This is a genomic window from Methylobacterium sp. A54F, assembly GCF_053346035.1.
Genome location: NZ_JBKFBF010000007.1, coordinates 278,069 through 294,272, shown reverse-complemented (window position 1 = coordinate 294,272; position 16,204 = coordinate 278,069). Strand labels below are relative to the sequence as shown.

The 16,204-nt window shown below is 70.7% G+C and carries 16 protein-coding genes, 1 tRNA gene and 1 pseudogene; 11 read left to right on the top strand and 7 right to left on the bottom strand.

Annotation, left to right across the window (positions count from 1 at the left end; genetic code table 11):
* The 5 genes and pseudogenes from ACLBXP_RS14195 to ACLBXP_RS14175 form a co-directional block, all read left to right on the top strand.
* Nucleotides 1-380 (top strand): annotated as a pseudogene (locus ACLBXP_RS14195) (succinate--CoA ligase subunit alpha); the annotation flags it as partial.
* Between the two features lie 115 nt (nt 381-495).
* On the top strand, nt 496-1,224 hold the full coding sequence (locus tag ACLBXP_RS14190) for a YidB family protein (protein WP_447668368.1): 729 nt from the start codon (nt 496-498) through the stop codon (nt 1,222-1,224).
* Between the two features lie 118 nt (nt 1,225-1,342).
* Nucleotides 1,343-1,612 (top strand): hypothetical protein, encoded by a 270-nt coding sequence (locus tag ACLBXP_RS14185; protein WP_447668367.1) that lies wholly within the window; start codon nt 1,343-1,345, stop codon nt 1,610-1,612.
* A gap of 109 nt (nt 1,613-1,721) precedes the next feature.
* Nucleotides 1,722-3,992, top strand: a complete 2,271-nt coding sequence (locus tag ACLBXP_RS14180) for a xanthine dehydrogenase family protein molybdopterin-binding subunit (protein ID WP_447668366.1) — start codon at nt 1,722-1,724, stop codon at nt 3,990-3,992.
* A 144-nt stretch (nt 3,993-4,136) separates the two neighbouring features.
* Nucleotides 4,137-4,213: transfer RNA gene (locus ACLBXP_RS14175), tRNA-Arg, on the top strand.
* Nucleotides 4,214-4,486: 273 nt separating this feature from the next.
* On the opposite strand, the gene ACLBXP_RS14170 is transcribed toward ACLBXP_RS14175, so the two are convergent.
* Nucleotides 4,487-4,807 carry a hypothetical protein gene (locus ACLBXP_RS14170; protein WP_447668365.1) on the bottom strand — a complete coding sequence of 107 codons (321 nt, stop codon included), beginning with the start codon at nt 4,805-4,807 and terminating at the stop codon, nt 4,487-4,489.
* Between the two features lie 273 nt (nt 4,808-5,080).
* On the opposite strand from ACLBXP_RS14170, the gene ACLBXP_RS14165 reads away from it, so the two are divergent.
* Nucleotides 5,081-5,533, top strand: a complete 453-nt coding sequence (locus ACLBXP_RS14165; protein ID WP_447668364.1) for a hypothetical protein — start codon at nt 5,081-5,083, stop codon at nt 5,531-5,533.
* A 155-nt stretch (nt 5,534-5,688) separates the two neighbouring features.
* Nucleotides 5,689-6,066 carry a DUF4440 domain-containing protein gene (locus tag ACLBXP_RS14160; protein WP_447668363.1) on the top strand — a complete coding sequence of 126 codons (378 nt, stop codon included), beginning with the start codon at nt 5,689-5,691 and terminating at the stop codon, nt 6,064-6,066.
* Between the two features lie 75 nt (nt 6,067-6,141).
* On the opposite strand, the gene fabF is transcribed toward ACLBXP_RS14160, so the two are convergent.
* The 4 genes from fabF to fabD form a co-directional block, all read right to left on the bottom strand.
* Nucleotides 6,142-7,401 (bottom strand): beta-ketoacyl-ACP synthase II, encoded by a 1,260-nt coding sequence (fabF, locus tag ACLBXP_RS14155; protein ID WP_447668362.1) that lies wholly within the window; start codon nt 7,399-7,401, stop codon nt 6,142-6,144.
* An 84-nt stretch (nt 7,402-7,485) separates the two neighbouring features.
* Nucleotides 7,486-7,722, bottom strand: coding sequence for an acyl carrier protein (locus ACLBXP_RS14150; protein ID WP_018044468.1), 237 nt, complete (start codon nt 7,720-7,722; stop codon nt 7,486-7,488).
* 383 nt (nt 7,723-8,105) lie between these two features.
* A complete protein-coding gene (gene fabG / locus ACLBXP_RS14145) occupies nt 8,106-8,846 on the bottom strand; it encodes a 3-oxoacyl-[acyl-carrier-protein] reductase (RefSeq protein WP_447668361.1) in 741 nt (246 codons plus the stop codon).
* Between the two features lie 25 nt (nt 8,847-8,871).
* A complete protein-coding gene (fabD, locus tag ACLBXP_RS14140) occupies nt 8,872-9,807 on the bottom strand; it encodes an ACP S-malonyltransferase (RefSeq protein ID WP_447668360.1) in 936 nt (311 codons plus the stop codon).
* Between the two features lie 208 nt (nt 9,808-10,015).
* Here fabD and rpoZ point away from each other — a divergent pair, with 208 nt between their 5' ends.
* From rpoZ to ACLBXP_RS14120, 4 genes are all read left to right on the top strand, one after another.
* On the top strand, nt 10,016-10,429 hold the full coding sequence (gene rpoZ / locus ACLBXP_RS14135) for a DNA-directed RNA polymerase subunit omega (RefSeq protein ID WP_447668359.1): 414 nt from the start codon (nt 10,016-10,018) through the stop codon (nt 10,427-10,429).
* A 209-nt stretch (nt 10,430-10,638) separates the two neighbouring features.
* Complete coding sequence (locus ACLBXP_RS14130; RefSeq protein ID WP_447668358.1) at nt 10,639-12,876, top strand: RelA/SpoT family protein; 2,238 nt, start codon at nt 10,639-10,641, stop codon at nt 12,874-12,876.
* Between the two features lie 107 nt (nt 12,877-12,983).
* On the top strand, nt 12,984-13,574 hold the full coding sequence (gene pyrE / locus ACLBXP_RS14125) for an orotate phosphoribosyltransferase (RefSeq protein WP_447668357.1): 591 nt from the start codon (nt 12,984-12,986) through the stop codon (nt 13,572-13,574).
* Between the two features lie 412 nt (nt 13,575-13,986).
* A complete protein-coding gene (locus ACLBXP_RS14120) occupies nt 13,987-14,643 on the top strand; it encodes a LabA-like NYN domain-containing protein (protein WP_447668356.1) in 657 nt (218 codons plus the stop codon).
* 20 nt (nt 14,644-14,663) lie between these two features.
* Here the strand turns inward: ACLBXP_RS14120 and smpB are convergent, their stop codons facing one another.
* Entirely contained in the window at nt 14,664-15,137 is a 474-nt protein-coding gene (gene smpB / locus ACLBXP_RS14115; RefSeq protein WP_447668355.1) for an SsrA-binding protein SmpB, read from the bottom strand.
* A 67-nt stretch (nt 15,138-15,204) separates the two neighbouring features.
* Entirely contained in the window at nt 15,205-16,101 is an 897-nt protein-coding gene (dapA, locus tag ACLBXP_RS14110; RefSeq protein WP_447668354.1) for a 4-hydroxy-tetrahydrodipicolinate synthase, read from the bottom strand.
* Between the last annotated feature and the right edge of the window lie 103 nt (nt 16,102-16,204).

Below are 16,204 nucleotides of genomic sequence, written 5' to 3'. Positions count from 1 at the left end.
GCCTCGGCCAGACGACGGCGGTGGGGATTGGGGGCGACCCCGTGAAGGGCACGGAGTTCATCGACGTGCTGGAGCTGTTTCTGGGCGATCCGGAGACGGACGCGATCGTGATGATCGGCGAGATCGGTGGGTCGGCGGAGGAGCAGGCTGCGCAGTTCCTGGCGGACGAGGCGAAGCGGGGTCGCCGGAAACCGATGGTGGGCTTCATCGCGGGCCGCACGGCGCCTCCGGGTCGCCGGATGGGTCATGCGGGGGCGATCATCTCGGGCGGCAAGGGCGGGGCGGAGGACAAGATCGCGGCGATGGAGGCGGCGGGCATCCGCGTCTCCCCATCCCCCGCCCGCCTCGGATCGACCCTCATCGAGGTGCTGAACCGCTAGGCCCGCGTCGCTCCCCCGCCCGCGCGCCGGGGCCCGTCCGACGCAACCTGCCGCCCGCCTTCCCCGTTGACGGCGGGCGGTCGCGTGTCGGCCGTTCGGGAGAGGAGCGCACACCATGGGTCTGCTCGATTCGGTGGTCGGCGGCGTGCTGGGCCAGGTGCTCGGCGGCGGCCGCGGCCAGCAGGGCGGCATGTCGCCCCTGGTGAAGGCCCTCCTGATGCTGCTGCTCGCCAAGGGTGCGAGCGGCGGCTTCGGCGACATCTTCGGCCGCGGCCGCGGCCACGAGCCCGGACCGGCCGACGACCGATCCGGCGGCGCGGGCCCCTACGGGCGCGACCCCGGCGGGTCCGAGCCCAGCGATATGGGCGGCTGGAACCAAGTCGGCGAGCGGCGGGACGGCCCCTTGCCCGGCGGCGACGATTACGGCGACCTCTCCGGCATGCTCGACGGCCCCGGCGACGCGCCCCAGGCGAGCCCGGGCCGCGATCCGGGCGCTGGACCCTACGCCCATCTCGACCGCGAGCCCGGCGACCGCGGCAGCCCCTACGGCCACGAATCCGATGGGCCGGACCTCGGCGGCCTCGACGGCCTCATCGAGGGCTTCCGCCGCAGCGGCCTCGGGGACGTCGTCGAGAGCTGGATCGGCCACGGCCAGAACCGTCCGGTGCAGCCGAACCAGCTGGCCGACGCGCTCGGCCCCGACACCCTCGACACCCTGGAGCGCCAGACCGGCCTCGACCGCAACAGCCTTCTCGGCCAGCTCGCGCAGGTGCTGCCCGAGGTGATCAACGGACTGACGCCCCAGGGACGGGTGCCCACCGGGGAAGAGCGCCGGGGCTGGTGAGGCCCGGGCCGGAGCCGCTGCGGCCCGTTTCCATGCACCTTTTCGGACTCCCGGACGTTGACCGACACCTGAGCCGGTCCGTCAGCGACGCCCGGCACCCACCCGAAAGGAGCCTTTTATGAAGAGCGCATACCTGATCGCCACGATCCTCCTGTCCTCCGCCGCCCTGACCGGGATGGCGCAGGCCCAGGGCACCATCCGCGGCGCGGAGCGCGGTGCCGAGGACGGCAGCCGTGCGGCCGGGCCCGTGGGCGGCGTGGTCGGCGGCGCCGTCGGCGCGGCGACGGGCACCGTCGGCGGCGTGCTCGGCGTCGATCCCGAGCCGCGCCGCGAGCGGATCGAGCGCCGCGAGGAGACCACCACGGTCCGCGAGCGCCGCGCCCATTGAGGCGCCTTCGCCTGGCCGCCGCGGCGGCCGGGCCCTCGCGGCCTCACGGTCTCCCGCGCAGGGACCGGCCTGAGAGAACGCCCTGATCGACGGGCCCGGGACCAGCGCGATGGATCAGACCGAGACGGCAGGCCCGGGCGTCCTCGGGCGCCCACATGTGCGGGTCGAGGGCCGCGCCAAGGTCACCGGGACCGCGCTCTACGCCTCGGACGGGCGCGACGACGGCGTCGCGCACGCCGCCCTCGTCACCAGCACGATCGCGCGGGGGCGCATCACCGGCTTCGACCGCGCGGCCGCCGAGGTCGAACCGGGGCTCCTCGGCATCTTCACGCACCGCGACTTCGCGGATGCCATAGCCCCGGTGCCGCACCTGATGGCCGGTGGCTACACCAACAGCGCCCACCGGCCCCTCGCCTCGGACCGCGTCGCCTACGCCGGCCAGATCGTCGCCCTCGTCGTCGCCCGGTCGCAGGAGGCTGCTGCGCGAGCCGCCGCCCTGCTGCGGGTCGCCTACGAAGCCGAGCACGCCGCCGGGACCTTCGACGACCCCGGAGCCGAAACCGTACGGCTCGCCGACCTGAAGCCCGCCCACGCGGACATCGCGACCGGCGACCCGGACGCAGCCTGGCCGAGTGCCGCGGCCAGGGTCTCGGCGCTCTACGAGACGCCGGTCCAGCATCACAACCCGATCGAGCTCTTCACCACCCGCTGCGCCTGGGACGGCGATAGGCTCACCGTGCACGAGCCGGCGCGCTACATCGGGGCCGTGCAGCACGGCCTCGCCGCACAGCTCGGCCTGGACCCGTCCCGCATTCGGGTGGTGTCAGGCCTGATCGGCGGGCATTTCGGCTCGAAGTTCGGCCTGTCGCAGCACACCGCCCTCGTCGCGCTCGCGGCGCGGCGCCTCGGATGCCCGGTCTCGCTGGTGCCGACCCGGCGGCAATGCTTCACCCTCGCGAACTACCGCCCGGAGACGCGCCACCGCGTCCGCCTCGCCGCCGACCGGGACGGGCGCTTCACCGCGCTGGTGCACGAGGCCGAGGTGATCACGTCGCGCTTCGATCCCTTCGCGATGGAGGGCGCGGACGTGACCGCGAGCCTCTACGCCTGCCCGGCCGTGCGCACGCAGGAGCGGGCGGTACGGGTCGACCGCAACACGCCGGGCCCCATGCGGGCGCCGCCCGAGGTGCCCTACCTGTTCGCCCTGGAGAGCGCCGTCGACGAGATGGCCTCGGCCCTCGGCCTCGACCCGATTGCGCTGCGCCGCCGGAACGACACCGCCACGGACCCCATCACCGGCAAGCCCTTCTCGACGCGACCGCTGATGACCTGCTTCGACGCAGCTGCTCCCGTCTTCGGCTGGGACCGCCGGCGCCCGGACGGGGCGCAGCTGCGCGACGGACCCTGGCAGATCGGCCTCGGCTGCGCCGCCTCCGTACGCCCGGTGAAGATCGCCGCAGCGACGCTGCGGCTGCGCCTGTTCCCCGACGGTTCCGCGGAGGTCGCGAGCGCCCACCACGAGATCGGCAACGGCATCACGACGCTGCTGGCGATGGGGGTCGCCGACCGGCTCGGCGTGCCGGTGGAGCGGGTGCGGGTGCGCCTCGGCGACACCGCCCTGCCGCCGGCCGGCATCTCTGGCGGGTCGAGCACGACGACGAGCCTGATGAGCGCGCTCGAACTCGGCTGCGAGCAGCTCCGCGCGCGGTTGGCGCGGGCGGCCACGGCACCCGGACGGCCGCTGCAGGACTGCGACCCGGACACCCTGCGCCTCGCCGGGGCTGCGCTGTCGGCGAGCGATGGCCGCACCCTGGCGCTCGGCGCGGCGGCAGCCCTCGACGATCCCGCCGGCCCCGAGGTCCTGGCCGAGTTCGTGCCGCCGGGCGCGAAGGCCACGGCCCTCGACGACCTGCGCGCCGGCCATATCGCCCTGACGAGCGGCGGCGACACCCTGTCCTGGGGTTTCGGCGCGCAGTTCGCGGAGGTGCACGTCCATGCCGAGACCGGCGAACTCCGCGTGGCGCGCCTCATTGGCGCCTTCGCGGCGGGTCGCGTCCTCAACCCGCTCACCGCCCGAAGCCAACTCGTCGGCGGCATGGTCTGGGGCCTCGGCTCGGCCCTCCTCGAAGAGACCGTCCTCGACGGGGCAGCCTATCGCAACCCCGATCTCGCCGAGTACCTCGTGCCCACCGCGGCCGACGTCGGCACCGTCGAGGCGCTGCTGGTGCCGGACGCGGACGCGCGCGTGAACCCCCTCGGCGTGAAGGGCCTCGGCGAACTCGGCATCATCGGCGTCAACGCAGCCATCGCCAACGCCGTCCACCACGCCACCGGTCGCCGCATCCGCCGCCTGCCGATCCGCATTGAGGACTTGGTTTAGGGCCCACGCGGCTGACGGCGTATCTCGCCCAAGCGGATCAGCCACCATCGCCCCAGGAGCCATCGGCGCAATCCACCGAACGCAGACTCTTCCGCAGCCCCGTTGCGCGCAAGGCCGCCTTGGGCTACTCAACGGACGCGGTCAGCACCCGTAGCTCAGCTGGATAGAGCGTTGCCCTCCGAAGGCAAAGGTCACACGTTCGAATCGTGTCGGGTGCGCCAGCTTTCTCAATGTCATAATCAAGACTTCGGTGTTCGCACGTGTCGTTCGCGCGAGCCGCACGCCGGAAGTGGTAGATTCATCGCAGCAGACTGCGCATCAGGAAGCCACCGCAACCGGGTCCCACTCCGATCAAGCCGCGATCCATTCCCCTCAGTCGTGTTCATCTCAGGCCGAAGCGTTATCTGGGATGGGCCGGCGAGAGCGGATTGCCCGACCTGAACGACGAAACCCCGCAGCCTGTCGGCCACGGGGTCCGATCAGAGGTGCAAGGCTCAGTAACCGCCAGCGGCACCGACCAGGGCGGCTCCGAACAGGCCCAGTGCGGCGCCGGCCGCCAGAGCCCCTCCGTTGGCGCCGTAGTAGTACGGGCCGCCGTAGTAGCCGTACCCGTAGCGGCGGTATCCGTAGCCCCGGTATCCGTAGCGACGATACCCGCCGTAGTAGCGGCGAGGGGCGTACCCGCCATGGTAGACTGCCCTGTAACCGCCGCCATGGTATCCGCCGCGGTATCCGCCACGGGCTTCGGCCGAGGAACTCAGCGGCACGGCGCCGATCAGCGCCAGCGTCGCTGCTGCGATAAGAAGTTGTCTCACGACCGGCCTCCGTCATGCCGCTCAAGATCAGGAAACGGCCGACCAGGCGGACGACCGAATCGATCTATACAGTCGACACGGCGCAGATGCCGTAGACATCCCCTAATCAATTTGACTGACGGGTCACCTCGCCCAGGATGATTGCTGTTCACCAGAACGCAAAGTAGTTCTGGTTCAGATCAAGTCGCATCCGGTGCAAAGTTTACGCAGTTTGCCGTGGACTTCCCAATATCGACAAGACGAAGCCACATTGCATAGGAATATTTCGAATTCATGCGCATCGCTATACTTCTATTCGGTCTTGTCTCATTTGCCTCGATCGCGGCTGCAAGCGGTCTGCCGCCTCTGGTCGAGGCCGAGATCGCCGAACTGAAGCAGGATTGCTCGGGGGGAAAGGTCACGCTGGAACCCGGCTTCCTCACCCGCAAGGATGTGAACGGCGACGGGATCGAGGACATCATCCTCGATTATGCAGCCGTCCGATGCGGGGACAGCGGCTCCCTCTATTGCGGCTCGGCCGGCTGCATCGCGCAGGTCTTCGCCTCACGTGGTGGCGGTTACGTGAAGGTGCTGAACGACAACGTGCGGGACCTGAAGTTCGCGCGCGTGAAGGGGCGGCCCGCCATGCTGCTCGGCCTGCACGGCACGGCGTGCGGCAAGCTCGGCTCCGCCCCCTGCGGAGTGACCCTCGTGTGGAACGGAAGCAAGTTCACCCGCTCGAACTGAGGCCCGATCCGTCCGGTTCGCCTCGGCGGTCCTGGGCTGCGGACGGACAGGACACCAGCCGGAGGAGCCGCCCGCGGCACCGGCCCATCGCCGCACCAGGAACGATCCCGGCCCCGCGGGCTTCTCTGAGACACCGAAGCCCGAGGGAGAGCAGCATGGACGACGATCGCGTTTGGTCCTTCGAGAAGAGCCTCTGGACCGGCGGTGCGGATCACTACCGCGAGTTGGTCGACGACGAGTGCCTGATGGTGCTGCCGCAGCCGCCCTTCGTTCTGAGCGGAGCGCAGGCGATCGAGGCGGTCGCGAGCACGCCGCGCTGGTCCGAGGTGGAGCTGTCGAAGGGGCAGATCGCGCGGCCCCAGGAGGGGCTGATCGTCATCGCCTACCAGGCGCGGGCCTCGCGCGACGACGAGACCTATGAGGCTCACTGCACCTCGACCTACCGGCGCCTGGAGCACGAGGTCTGGCGGGTCGTGCAGCATCAGCAGACGCCGCCCCTCGTGAATACCGCCGCCGAGAAGGATGCGGGGTAGGGCAGCTAGCGGCGCGGGATGGTGCGCGGCGGAGAAGCCGAAAGCGCACCGCCCCTGCAGGCCCGGCCCGGGTCCTCAGACCCGCCGCATCACGAGCGACGCGTTGGTGCCGCCGAAGCCGAAGGAGTTCGAGAGGGCCACGTCGACTCGCTTGCGCTTGGCCTCGTGCGGCACGAGGTCGAGGGCGGTCTCGACGCTCGGGTTGTCGAGGTTGAGGGTCGGGGGTAGCACGCCGTCGCGGATCGCGAGCACCGAGAAGATCGCCTCCACGGCGCCGGCGGCCCCCAGCAGGTGGCCGATGGCGGACTTGGTGGAGGACATGGAGGCCTTGCCGGCGGCGTTGCCGAGGAGGCGCTCGACGGCCTTCAGCTCCAGCTCGTCGCCCATCGGCGTCGATGTGCCGTGGGCGTTGATGTAGTCGATCTCGGAGGGCTGGATCCCGGCGCGCTTCACGGCCGCCATCATGCAGCGGTAGGCCCCGTCGCCGTCCGGCGAGGGCGAGGTGATGTGGTAGGCGTCGCCCGAGAGGCCGTAGCCGACGATCTCGGCGTAGATCTTCGCCCCGCGCGCCTTGGCGTGCTCGTACTCCTCCAGCACCACGACGCCCGCGCCCTCGCCCATCACGAAGCCGTCGCGGGCCTTGTCGTAGGGCCGCGAGGCGCGGGTGGGGTCGTCGTTGAAGCCGGTGGAGAGTGCCCGGCAGGCCGCGAAGCCCGCCAGCGAGAGACGGTTCACCGGTGATTCGGCTCCACCCGAGACCATCACGTCGGCGTCGCCGAGGGCGATCAGCCGGGCCGCGTCGCCGATGGCATGGGCGCCGGTGGAGCAGGCGGTGACGACCGCGTGGTTCGGGCCCTTGAGGCCGTGGGCGATGGAAATCTGGCCCGAGGCGAGGTTGATGATGCGGCCGGGAATGAAGAAGGGCGAGACGCGGCGCGGGCCCTTCTCGTGGAGCGTCACCGAGGCGTCGTAGATGCCGCCGATGCCGCCGATGCCGGAGCCGACGAGCACGCCCGTGGCGCACTGGTCCTCGTGGGCGGTCGGGTGCCAGTCGGCATCGTCGAGGGCCTGCGCGGCCGCCGCGATGGCGTAGACGATGAAGGGGTCGACCTTCCGCTGCTCCTTCGCCTCCATGTAGGCGTCGGGGTTGAAGGTGCCGTCGGAGCCGTCGCCGAGGGGGATCTGGCAGGCGATCTTGCAGGCGAGGTCCTCGGTCTCGAAGGAGGAGACGCGGGCCGCCCCGCTATCCCCCGCGATCAGCCGGCTCCAGACGTGCTCGACGCCGCTGCCCAGCGGCGTGACCATGCCCAGACCCGTGATGACCACCCGCCGCATCGTGCTATCCCGTCTGCCGTCCATCTTCATCAAGGAAACGGCGCGCGGGGCACAATCGCCCCGCTCACGCCGAAAGAAGGTGTCTTAAGCGGAGTTCTTCTCGAGGAACTTCACCGCGTCGCCGACCGTCTGGATGGTCTCGGCGGCGTCGTCCGGGATCTCGACGTTGAACTCCTCCTCGAACGCCATCACGAGCTCGACGGTGTCGAGGCTGTCGGCGCCGAGATCGTCGATGAAGTTCGCGCCCTCGACCACCTTCTCGGGCTCAACGCCCAGGTGCTCGACGACGATCTTCTTCACGCGCTCAGCGATATCGCTCATCGGTCTTGGTCCTCGTCTCAGTCGTGATGGTGGTCGGACGTTGATGGTGGTGCCGTGGCCGCCTCGCCCGTTCGGGCGCGTGGTTGGTAGGCGGCCGGTCTCCGATCGCGCGTCGCGCGCCCCGCGACGGGGGCGACATTCCCCGCCCGTCTTGGACTTGCAACCCGCTGAACCGTCAACCCCCCTCGCACGGCTGCCGGGTGTTAACACAGGGCCAGGGCCCTGGCGAGGCCCGGTTCACCGGGCGTTCAGGTGTTCGATTCGGCAATGGCTGGCGCCACTTGCGCACCCCCTGCGCGACGCGCCGCAAAACGGTCCGGCGTGCAACGCACCAGCAATCGGGCGGGACGATGGCGGCCCAACCGCCGCCGCGCCATCCCGGCTCAGACCATGGCCATGCCGCCGTTGAGGTGCAGGGTGTGGCCCGTGACGTAGGCGGCCTCCGCGCTGGCGAGATAGACCGCCGCGGCCGCGACCTCGGCCCCCTCGCCGAGTCGGCCCGCCGGGACCCGGGCCAGGATGCCCTCGCGCTGCTTCTCGTTCAGCGCGTCCGTCATCGGCGAGCTGATGAAGCCCGGCGCGATGCAGTTGACCGTGATGCCCCGGGAGGCGACCTCGGCGGCGAGCGCCTTCGTCAGTCCCACGAGGCCGGCCTTGGCGGCCGCGTAGTTGCCCTGGCCCGGGTTGCCGGTGGTACCCACCACCGAGCCGATGTTGACGATGCGCCCGTGGCGGCGGCGCATCATGCCCTTCACGGCGGCCCGCGACAGGCGGAAGGCGGCGGTGAGGTTCACGGCCAGCACCGCGTCCCACTCCTCGTCCTTCATGCGCATGAACAGGTTGTCCCGGGTGATGCCGGCGTTGTTCACGAGGATGTCGAGGCCGCCGAGCGCCGCCTCGGCCGCGGGAACCAGCGCCTCGACGGACGCGCTGTCGGCGAGGTTGGCGGGGACGACATGCACCCGCTCCCCACCGAGCGCCTGCGCCAGCGCCTCAAGCGCCTCCTGCCGGGTCCCGGAGATCGCGACGTCCGCCCCCTGGGCGTGCAGCGCCCGCGCGACGGCGCCGCCGAGGCCGCCGGTGGCGCCGGTGACGAGGGCCTTGCGCCCGGTGAGATCGAACATGGGGCTTCCTCTTCAGCGTATGCGTTCAGAGCGCGAAGGCGCGCACGTCGTCGGGCGTGCCGACCGGCGCCGCGGCGGCGGTCGGGGCGATGCGCTTCACGAGGCCGGTCAGGACCTTGCCGGCGCCGAGCTCGTAGAACCGATCGACGCCCGCCGCCGCCATGGCGGCGACGCTCTCGCGCCAGCGCACGGTGCCGGTGACCTGGGCGACGAGGGCGTCGCGGATCGCGTCCGTGTCCGAGACAGGGACCGCCAGGACATTGGCGTAGACGGGGACCTTCGGGGGCTGCAGGTCCGCCCCCGCCAGCGCCGCCCGCATCACCTCGGCGGCCGGGCCCATTAGGCGGCAGTGGAAGGGGGCGGAGACGTTGAGCATCACCGCCCGCTTGATGCCGCGCGCCTGCGCGACTGCCACGGCGCGCTCGACGGCGGCGCGGGCGCCCGAGAGCACCACCTGGCCGGCGCCGTTGTCGTTCGCCACGTCGAGAACCTCGCCCTCGGCCGCCTCCTCGGCGACCGCCCGCGCGACCTCCGGCTCGGCTCCGATCAGCGCCGCCATCGCGCCCGCGCCCGCCGGGACCGCGGCCTGCATGGCCTCGCCCCGGATGCGCAGGAGCCGGGCCGCCTCGGCGATGCCGAGGCTGCCGGCGGCCGCGAGCGCCGCGTACTCGCCGAGGGAGTGGCCCGCCACGCAGGCGACGTCGCGGGCGACGTCGAGCCCGGCCTCCGCCTCCAGCACCCGCAGCACCGCGAGGCTCGCGGCCATCAGGGCGGGCTGGGCGTTGGCCGTGAGGGTCAGCGTCTCGATCGGGCCCTCGAACATCAGGGCTGACAGGTTCTGGCCGAGTGCTGCGTCGACCTCGTCGAAGACCGCGCGCGCCGGCGGGAAGGCCTCGGCCAGGGCCTTGCCCATGCCGACCGCCTGGCTGCCCTGCCCCGGGAAGATGAGTGCGCGCGCCATGATGCCCCCGCGGTCACCGCCGACCGATCTCGCCTCGAAGGGCGGCGCAGTCGCATCGCCCGGGGCCCGGTGTCAACGCTGCAGCGCGAAAGAAGCCGGAGCCCGCCCCCGGAAAGCCTTGACGCTTCAGCTTGTTGCGCGGCTCGGTCCGGTGTATGAGGCCCCTTCGCCCGCACATCCGCGTTCCGTCAGAAGGAGCCGCCCCTCCATGGCTCGCGTCACCGTTGAAGATTGCATCGAGAAGGTCGAGAACCGCTTCGAGCTCGTGCTCCTCGCGAGCCACCGGGCCCGCCTGCTCGCCGCCGGCGCGCCGCTGACGGTCGACCGCGACCGCGACAAGAACCCGGTGGTGGCGCTCCGCGAGATCGGCGACGAGACGATCACCGCCGAGGACCTGAAGGAGCAGCTGATCCACTCGATGCAGAAGTACGTCGAGGTGGACGAGCCCGAGGCCGAGACCGTTCCGCTGCTCTCCGCCTCCCCGGCGGCCGCCGCGGTCGCTCCCCAGAATTCCGGCGGCGACGACAGCGCGGTGCAGTTCGACCGCATGAGCGAGGAGGACCTGCTGCGCGGGCTCGAGAACCTCGCGCCCCCGGTCGAGACGGACGACGAGGGCGACTGAGCCTCTCGCGTCGCGCGCGCCCGACGAGCCCGGCCCTGCGGCCGGGCTTTTTCGTGCCTGGGTGCCGTCCGGCACCTGGGGCGTGAGACGGCGAGGGCCTGCGGCGCCATTTCTCCCGCCTGCGGCGCTTAAGGTCTGGCGCCGATGCGCGCGATGCGGGAAACTTCCGCCACAACGGCAATCCTGATCAGGGAAGGGTCCAGCGGCGGATGATGCGCCAGTACGAGCTCGTGGAGCGGGTCAAGCGTTACAACCCCGCCGCGAACGAGGCCCTGCTCAACCGCGCCTACGTCTACGCCATGCGGGCCCACGGCACGCAGAAGCGCGCCTCGGGGGATCCGTTCTTCGCCCACCCCCTCGAGGTGGCGGCGATCCTCACCGACCTGAAGCTCGACGACGCCACCATCGTGGCCGCCGTCCTCCACGACACCGTGGAGGACACCGCGGCAACCCTCGACGAGATCAGCGAGACCTTCAGCCCCGAGATCGGGGCCCTCGTGGACGGCCTGACGAAGCTCAAGCGCCTCGATCTCGTCTCGAAGCGGGCGGCGCAGGGCGAGAACTTCCGCAAGCTCCTGCTCGCCATCGCGGCGGACGTGCGCGTGCTCCTCGTCAAGCTCGCCGACCGCCTGCACAACATGCGCACCCTCCACCACATGCGCGCCGACAAGCGCGTGCGCATCGCCGAGGAGACGCTCGACATCTACGCGCCCCTCGCCGGGCGCATGGGCATGCAGGAGCTGCGCGACGAGCTGGAGGACCTGGCCTTCCGCAACCTGAAGCCCGAGATCTACGCCACCATCACGCAGCGCCTCGGCGACCTCTCGGCGAAGTCCGAGCGCCTCGTGGAGAGCATCGAGCAGGACCTGACCGCGAAGCTCTCCGCCCGGGGCATCAAGGCGACCGTGACGGGGCGGCGCAAGAAGCCCTACTCGATCTGGTCGAAGATGGAGCGCAAGTCCGTCGCCTTCGAGCAGCTCTCGGACATCTTCGGCTTCCGCGTCGTGGTGGATTCGGTGGCGGATTGCTACGGCGCCCTCGGCGTCGTCCACACCACCTGGCCGATGGTGCCGGGCCGCTACAAGGACTACGTCTCGACCCCGAAGCAGAACGACTATCGCTCGATCCACACGACGGTGATCGGCCCGAAGAGCCAGCGCGTCGAGCTGCAGATCCGTACGGAAGCGATGGACGAGATCGCCGAGTACGGCATCGCGGCCCACGCCCACTACAAGGAGACCGCCCGGCGCGACGAGCCCGGCGGCGTGCATCCGCGCCTCGCCACGGAGAGCGGCGCCTACCAGTGGCTGCGCCGGACCATCGAGCTCCTGGCCGAGGGCGATAGCCCCGAGGAGTTCCTGGAGCACACCAAGCTCGAGCTGTTCCAGGATCAGGTGTTCTGCTTCACACCGAAGGGCCGGCTCATCGCCCTTCCGCGCGGCGCGACGCCGATCGACTTCGCCTACGCGGTGCACACCGATGTCGGCAACACGGCGGTGGGCGCCAAGATCAACGGCCGCATGATGCCACTGCTGCACGAATTGGCGAACGGCGACGAGGTCGAGATCGCCCGCTCCGACGGTGCCTCCCCGCCGGCCGCCTGGGAATCCCTCGTGGTCACCGGCAAGGCCCGCGCGGCGATCCGCCGGGCGACCCGCTCGGCGGTGCGCCGGCAATATGCAGGGCTCGGCCGGCAGATCCTCGACCGGGCCTTCGAGCGGGCCGGCAAGAGCTTCTCCGACGAGAAGCTGCGAGGCGCGCTCCCCCGCCTCGCCCGCGCCTCCGCCGAGGACGTGTTCGCCGCGGTGGGCCGCGGCGAGATGTTCTCGGGCGACGTCGTGAAGGCGGTCTACCCCGACTACAAGGACGAACGGCGCAGCAGCCCGGCCGCCGTGGTGCAGCCGGCGGCCAACGGCGCCGGGCGCCTCTCCCGCTCCAAGGATCAGACCATGCGCCTGATCTTCCCGGCGGGCGAGGGCGCGGGTGCGCCGGCGGACGCCATCCCGATTCGCGGCATCGCGGGCGACCTGCCGGTGAGCTTCGCACCGAACGGCGGCGCGGTGCCGGGCGACCGCATCGTCGGCATCCTGACGCCCGGCATCGGCGTCACGATCTATCCGATCCAGTCCGCGGCGCTCGCCGCATTCGACAACGAGCCGGAGCGCTGGCTCGACGTGCGGTGGGACGTCGAGGCCAGCGCCAGCGAGCGCTTCCCCGCCCGCATCGCCCTGCAATCGATCAACGAGCCGGGCGTCCTCGCCCAGATCGCGCAGGTCATCGCCGACCACGACGGCAATATCGACAACCTCTCGATGAAGCGCCGCACCCAGGACTTCACGGACGTGATGATCGACCTCTCCGTCTGGGACCTGCAGCACCTCACGGCGATCATCGCGGAACTGCGCGGCAAGCGTGCGGTGAGCCGGGTGGAGCGGGTCAACGGCTGAGGCCCCGGGCGCCCGGTTGCCACGCCCCCCCGCCGCTGTCACAAGCGGGCCGATCGTCCCGCCCCCGGATCGTCCCGCCCCCGGATCGTCCCGCCCCGGAGCCCCGCATGACCCCCGACCAGGTCCTCGAAGAGTTCCGCGATGCCGGAGCCCTCCTGGAGGGCCACTTCATCCTGAGCTCGGGCCTGCATTCCGGAGTGTTCCTGCAGAAGATGGCGATCTTCTCCGAGCCGCCGCGCACCGAGCGCCTCTGCGCAGCCCTCGCCCGGGAGATCAAGGCGCGCTTCGGCAGGGTCGACATCGTGGTCTCGCCCGCGATCGGCGGCATCGTCCCGGGCTACGAGACGGCGCGCCACCTCGGCGCGCGGGCGATCTTCGTGGAGCGCGAGCCCGGCAAGCCGTTCGTGCTGCGGCGCGGCTTCAGCATCCCGGCGGGCAAGCGCGCGGTAATCGTCGAGGACATCGTCACCACCGGCCTGTCGGCCCGGGAATGCCTCGCCTCGCTCGCCGAGGAGGCCGGCGAGGTCGTCGGCGCGGCCTGCCTGATCGACCGCTCCGGGGGACGGGGCGAGATCGGCGTCCCGCTCCTCTCCCTCGTGGCCCTCGACATTCCGGCCTACCCGGCGGATGCGCTGCCGCCGGAACTCGCGGCGATCCCGGCGGTCAAGCCGGGCAGCCGGGCCATCCCGGGGGCCTGAAGACGGGCCTCAAGTTGTTGCATCGAAAGGTGAGCAAAATTCATCCAATCCAACGCTTTTCGACGCTCGATATACCTTAGGTTTCTTCAAAGACACGTCACCAGAACCATTTTTTTCGGTATTCCCCGTTGTGTGCTGCCCCGTCGCTTGACAGCCATTCGATCCGCTCCCAAAGCTGCCTCCAAAATCGGTATTCGGATCGGTCAGAGGGCGGGGCATGTCGAGGATCCTGCTGGGGGCTCCAGCAACGTCCGGGCATGCGGGCCTTCAACCGCGACGACCCATTGTAGCAACCGGCCTCCCTGTCTTTCGGCCGATGCAGTATGACTTTGAGCCTTGATCGCACATTTTTATAAATGCGCACGTCCGGCTTACGAAAACGTCGATTACTTTTTGAGATACGGAACGTGCCATGAGCACCCAGCAGCGCAGCGCGCTCTTCATCGACGGTGCCAACCTCTACGCGACCACGAAGGCGCTCGGGTTCGACATCGACTACAAGCGGCTGCTGAAGGAATTCCAGGCCCGCGACAATCTTCTGCGCGCCTTCTACTACACGGCCATGATCGAAGATCAGGAGTATTCCTCGATCCGCCCGCTGATCGACTGGCTCGACTACAACGGCTACCGCGTCGTCACGAAGCCCGTGAAGGAGTTCACCGACGCGCAGGGACGCCGGAAGGTGAAGGGGAACATGGACATCGAGCTGGCGATCGACGCCCTCGAGCTCAGCCCCCACATCGACCACATGGTGCTGTTCTCCGGGGACGGCGACTTCCGGTCCCTGGTCGAGGCGATGCAGCGCCGCGGCGTCAAGGTGACGGTGGTGTCCACCATCCAGACCCAACCCCCGATGGTGGCCGACGACCTCCGCCGGCAGGCCGACGAGTTCCTCGACCTCGTCCAGCTGATGCCCAAGGTGGGGCGCGACCCCGGCGAGCGGCCCGCCCGGACGGCCCCGGACGGCGGCCGGACACGCGATTACGGCGAGCGCGGCCCCCGTGGACACCAGGGCCTCGAAACCCGCTACGGCATCCGCCAGGGCGGCGAGGGCCCCGGCGAGGAGTAGCCCCGCCCGGGGACGCGGCCTCAGCCCTTGTCGCGCATCAGGCGGGCCTTGTCGCGCTGCCAGTCGCGCTCCTTGGCGGTCTCGCGCTTGTCGTGGAGCTGCTTGCCCTTGCCGAGGCCGAGCTCGACCTTCGCGCGGCCCTGGTCGTTGAAGTAGATCTTCAACGGCACCACCGTGTAGCCCTGGCGCTGGGTGGCGCCGATCAGCTTGTCGATCTGCCGGCGGTGCAGCAGCAGGCGGCGCGGGCGCTTGGTGTCGTGGTTGAAGCGGTTCGCCTCGAGGTATTCGGGGATGTTCGCGTTGAACAGCATCAGGTCGTTGCCCGACGGTCCCGCATAGGCCTCGCCGATCGTCGCCTTGCCGTTGCGCAGCGACTTCACCTCCGTCCCGGTCAGCGCGATGCCGGCCTCCAGGGTCTCGGTGATGGCGTAGTGGAAGCGCGCCGCGCGGTTGTCGGCGACGACGCGGCGGGCGGGGTCGGGTTTCGGGGCCATGCTGCCTTGAGGGTCTCGCGCCGGCCGTGATCCGGCCGGGCGCTGTCATATGGCGTGCGGGAGAGCCTCAGTCGAGGAGACCCGCATGGGCGAGCGCCGCGTCGACGCTCGCGCGGGTCGCCGCGCCTACGGGCAGGAGCGGAAGGCGCACGTCTTCGCTCATGTGCCCCAGGCGGCTCAATGCGTACTTCACCGGCGAGGGGTTGGTCTCCAGGAACAGGCTGGTGTGAAGCGGCATCAGCCGATCCTGGATCGCGAGCCCCTTCGCGTAGTCGCCCGCGAGGGTCGCCTCCTGAAGGTCGGCGCAGAGGCGAGGCGCCACGTTCGAAACCACCGAGATGCAGCCGCGGCCGCCATGCGCGTTGAAGCCCAGCGCCGTCGCATCTTCGCCAGAAAGCTGGATGAAGTCTTCCCCGAGCGCCTGGCGCTGCAGGCTGACGCGGTCGAGCTTGGCCGTGGCGTCCTTCACGCCGGCGATGTTCCTGAGTTCGAACAGCCGCTTCATGGTCTCGACGCTCATGTCGACCACCGAGCGGCCCGGGATGTTGTAGATGATGATCGGGATGCCGACCGCGTCGTTGACCGCCTGGAAGTGGGCGAACATCCCGTCCTGCGTGGGCTTGTTGTAGTAGGGCGTGACGATGAGCACCGCGTCCGCCCCAGCCCGCTCGGCATGACGGGCCCGCGCGACCGCCTCGGCGGTGGAATTCGAGCCGGCGCCGGCCACGACCGGCACCCGGCCGGCCGCCACGTCGATGCAGACCTCGACCACGCGGTCGTGCTCGGCATGGCTCAGGGTCGGCGTCTCCCCGGTGGTGCCCACCGGCACGAGTCCGTGGGTGCCCTGCTGGATCTGCCATTCCACGAAGGCCCGGAAGGCCGGCTCGTCGAAGGCGCCCTCGCGGAAGGGCGTGGCCAGCGCGGTGAGGGAGCCCTTCAGGCGGCGGGCGTTGCTCTCGGTCATCTCAGGCGTGTTCCCAACTCGTCCGCGCGCGCGGCGGGCGGGCCGCGTCCCGCCGCGGCCGGCGGCGCAGACATAGGGCTTCGGCTACGCCTGCGCAAACGCT